Below are 3,819 nucleotides of genomic sequence, written 5' to 3'. Positions count from 1 at the left end.
GTCGCGGGCTGGCACCAGGCGCCCGTCGGCGAGGGCCGCGAGCTGCTCCGCCTGCACCTGGAGCTGTTCTCGATCCACCTGCCGGAACTCGGCGGCGTGCCGGCGAAGGACTGGCCGGACGCGTGCTCCCTGCTCAGGAAGCCCGATCTGGCCGCGGCGCGCCTGACCGGCTACGTCACCGGGCCGCGCCGCGCGTCGGCCGGGTCGGTGCGCCTTCCGCACCCGGTGTCCTGCACGTACACGCCGCGCGGGGGCAGCCGCGACCCGGCCGGGTCCGGCGCGCGTGTGTCGCCGTCGCCCAAGCCGAGCGCGACGGGCTCGGCCACGCCCGATCCCTCCGCCGGGCCGCGGGAGGGGGGCCCGGAGCGCGACGACGGCCCGGAGGCCGCGGTCACCGGCCTCACGGTGAGCGTCCGCTGGGTGGCCGACACCGACGCGGCGGCGTCGCGGATGCTGGAGTCGCTGCAGGCCGCGCAGGCGCAGGCCCGGCGGCGGCGCGACATCGGGGGCGACGAGGCCTACGAGATCGGCCCGACCGCCGGGATGATCGCGCTGCGAGTCGGCCGGTGCGTGGTGATGGTCGAGGCGAACCGCCCGCCGGGAGCCGCCGCCCGCCTGGCCCGGTCCGTCGCCTACCGCCTGCGCCACCTGTCCGAGGCCCCGTCCTGACCGGGCCCGCCGCCCGTCCCCGCCGGGCGGCTCAGAACTCGGGGACGGGCTCGGCCTCGGGTTCCGCGACGGCCGTGGGGGAGCGGCCCGCCCACGCCTCCAGTTGGGCGACGAAGCGTTCGGCGTGGACGGGCCAGTGGAACCGCTCCCGGGCGGCCTCGTAGCCGCGCCGGCCGAACGCGGCGCGCAGGACGGGGTCGTCCCGCAGCCGCAGGACCGCCTTGGCGGCGGCCTCCGGGGCGCCGAACGGGACGATCATCCCGCAGTCGGCGGGCTCCACGATGCCCACGGCCGGCGGGTTCGGCGTGCTGATCACCGGGATGCCGCGGGCCATGTACTCGACGACCTTCGTCGGCATGGAGTGCCGGTAGTTCGGCTCGTCGTGCAGCAGCGCGAGCCCGGCCATCGCGCCCTCGGCGATGCGCAGCGCCCGGTCGTTCGGGACGAACCCGTACCAGCGCACGATCCCCTCGCGCTGCGCCGCGCGCAGGGCGTCCCGGACGTCGGCGTCGGCCGCGCCGATCAGTTCCACCAGCACGCCCTCGGCGGCCAGCGTCCGGGCCATCTCGATCATGTCAAGGGCGCCGCGGGCCCGCGAGAGCTGCCCGACGTAGACGGCGCGGCGGCCGTCCGGCGGTCCGGGCGGCAGGTCGGACACGTAGGTGGTGTTGGGCACGACCGGGTGGTCCTCGCGGAACCGGTCCCGGTAGCCCTCCTCGGCGAGCAGCAGCCGGTGCCGCCGCTCGGTGCGCCGCTCCAGGCGGCGCACGGCCGGGCGCAGCAGGGGGCGGGCCGGCCCCGGCACCCAGCCCTTGGCGGACAGGGCCGCGGCGGTGTCCTCGTGGACGTCCCAGACGACCGTGCGGCCCTGGAGCTCGCGCGGGAGCGACACCAGCAGCTCGGGATCGTGCAGGAGGACCACGTCGGCGTACGCGGCGTGCTCGGCCAGCGCGCGGTGGGCGGCGCGCAGGGCCCGGACCCGGCGCCGTCCGGTGGCCCGCGGGACGTCCACCGGGCTGATCTGGCGCCACGGGGTCGCGTTGCACGCCCGGAAAGGGGCGATGTAGGTGACCTCGTGGCCGGCGTCGAGCAGGGCGCGTATCTGCCGGTGCAGAATGCGCGCGTCTTCGGGGTGGTGCACGACCGTGCAAACGCAGACCCGCATCACACTCACTCCGCAACGTCCGATTCGTCCATCACCGGCGAGTCTCGGGTGCCGATGGAAATTGCCGATGAATTCCCGCTGTCCGGGGCGTGGACGCTGCCGGGCTACTCTTCCCCGAACGAAAGGGAAGGCCGCCGGTCACGCGGAACCCGCCGATGGGAAAAGCCCTGTCAAAGAAGCCCGCCACCGAAATGCGCCCGCCCGTCACAGGAGCTCGACGGTGTCCTGCTGGACGTTGCGCGTCCGGCCGCGGGTGTCGAACAGCAGCCGGGCGTGCCGCGCCAGGGTCGCCGCGTCGTAGGCGGCGTGGTCGGCCAGCACGATCGCCAGGTCCGACGCCTCCAGGGCGGCGGCCAGGTCGTCCCCGGCGGACGGCACCGGCTCGCCGTCCACCTCCCACAGGGTGACGAACGGGTCGTGGAACGACAGGTCGGCGCCGAGGCGGGCCAGCCGCCGCGCCACCGGCCGGGCCGGCGACTCGCGCTGGTCGGCGATGTCGGCCTTGTAGGTGACGCCGAGCAGCAGGACCCTGGCGCCCTTGAGCGCGCGTCCCTCCCGGTTGAGCAGCTGCTGGGCGCGTTCCGCGACGTACCGGGGCATCCGGTCGTTGATCTCCTGGGCCAGCTCCACGAACCGGAACGGGTAGCCCAGCGAGCGGACCTTGTAGGACAGGTAGTTCGGGTCGATCGGGATGCAGTGCCCGCCGACGCCCGGCCCCGGCCGGAACGCCTGGAACCCGAAGGGCTTGGTGGCCGCGCAGTCGATGGCGTCCCACAGGTCGATGCCGAGCTCGTTGCAGAACACCGCCATCTCGTTGACCAGCGCGATGTTGACGTGCCGGTAGGTGTTCTCCAGCAGCTTGGCCATCTCGGCCTCGCGCGTCCCCTTGGCCTCCACGACCCGGTCGACGAACTTGCCGTAGAACGCCGAGGCCGCCGACGCGCAGGCGGGGGTCAGCCCGCCGACGATCTTCGGGGTGTTGCGGACGCCGTAGACCGGGTTGCCGGGGTCGATCCGCTCCGGCGAGAACGCCAGGTGGAACTCCTCCCCGGCGACCAGGCCGGACGTCTCCAGGATCGGCCGCACGACCTCCTCGGTCGTGCCCGGGTAGGTGGTGGACTCCAGCACCACGAGCGTCCCGGGCTCCAGGTGGCGGGCGACGGTCTCGGCCGCGCCGCGCACCGCGGTCAGGTCCGGTCCGCCCTCCGGCGAGAGCGGCGTCGGGACGCAGATGACCACGGTGCGCGCGCCGTCCAGGACGTCCTCGTGCAGGCTCGGGGCGAACCCCGCCCGCAGCATGTGCTCGACCTCGTCCGCCGACACGTCGTCGACGTGCGACATCCCGGCCTTGAGGCCGGCGACCACGCGCGCGTCCCGGTCGAGCCCGCCGGCCCGCAGGCCGGCCCGGCAGGCCTCCCGCACGAGCGGCAGCCCCACGTATCCGAGTCCGATGACCACGAGATCCACGCGGCAGCCCCCTTCGATCTATGTGCTCTGGCGTGTCGGGAAGCGATAGGCGGCCCGGTATCCGGCCGTCACGGCGCGCCAGGTCCGTTCCGCCGCGACCCATTCACGGGCCGACCGCCCGATTTTCTGTCTCCTTTCGGGACTGTAAGCCAGATCTTCCAGGCAATTCGCCCAGGCTTCCGGGTCTTCCGGAACTGTTAACGCCCCCGTCACGCCCGGTTCCACGATTTCGCGAAGAGCCTTGACATCACTGGCTATAACGGGGATTCCCCCCGCCATGGCCTCGATCGGTTTCAGAGGCGTCACCAACTGGCACACCCGGTCCGCCCGGCGCGGAACCGCGAAGACATCGAGGACGGCGTGGTACTGGCGAACGGACTCCATCGGCACCCGGCCGGTGAACACGGCGTGGACGCCGCGTTCGGCCGCGCGCCGTTCGAGCGCGCCGCGCTCGGGGCCGTCCCCGACCAGCAGGAGGGTGACCGGAGCGCCGCCCTGCTGCGCGAGCGGGGCGCTCC

Annotated in this window: 3 protein-coding genes and 1 pseudogene; 1 reads left to right on the top strand and 3 read right to left on the bottom strand. The window is 74.1% G+C overall.

Annotation, left to right across the window (positions count from 1 at the left end; genetic code table 11):
• Positions 1 to 669, top strand: a pseudogene (locus AB0C69_RS39530) (hypothetical protein); the annotation flags it as partial.
• A 31-nt stretch (positions 670 to 700) separates the two neighbouring features.
• On the opposite strand, the gene AB0C69_RS39525 reads toward AB0C69_RS39530, so the two are convergent.
• The 3 genes from AB0C69_RS39525 to AB0C69_RS39515 form a co-directional block, all read right to left on the bottom strand.
• Positions 701 to 1,834: a glycosyltransferase family 4 protein gene (locus AB0C69_RS39525; RefSeq protein ID WP_360361389.1), complete on the bottom strand. Its 1,134-nt coding sequence runs from the start codon at positions 1,832 to 1,834 to the stop codon at positions 701 to 703.
• A gap of 204 nt (positions 1,835 to 2,038) precedes the next feature.
• Complete coding sequence (locus AB0C69_RS39520) at positions 2,039 to 3,301, bottom strand: nucleotide sugar dehydrogenase (protein ID WP_345177663.1); 1,263 nt, start codon at positions 3,299 to 3,301, stop codon at positions 2,039 to 2,041.
• 18 nt (positions 3,302 to 3,319) lie between these two features.
• Positions 3,320 to 3,819 (bottom strand): glycosyltransferase family 4 protein (locus AB0C69_RS39515; protein ID WP_360361386.1); only part of this gene is annotated, 500 nt, incomplete at its 5' end.

It is taken from the genome of Actinomadura sp. NPDC048032 (genome assembly GCF_040653175.1).
In the GTDB taxonomy this organism is placed as follows: domain Bacteria; phylum Actinomycetota; class Actinomycetes; order Streptosporangiales; family Streptosporangiaceae; genus Spirillospora; species Spirillospora verrucosospora.
Note: the sequence above shows the minus strand (reverse complement) of the source record. Positions and strands in the feature narration are given on the sequence as shown.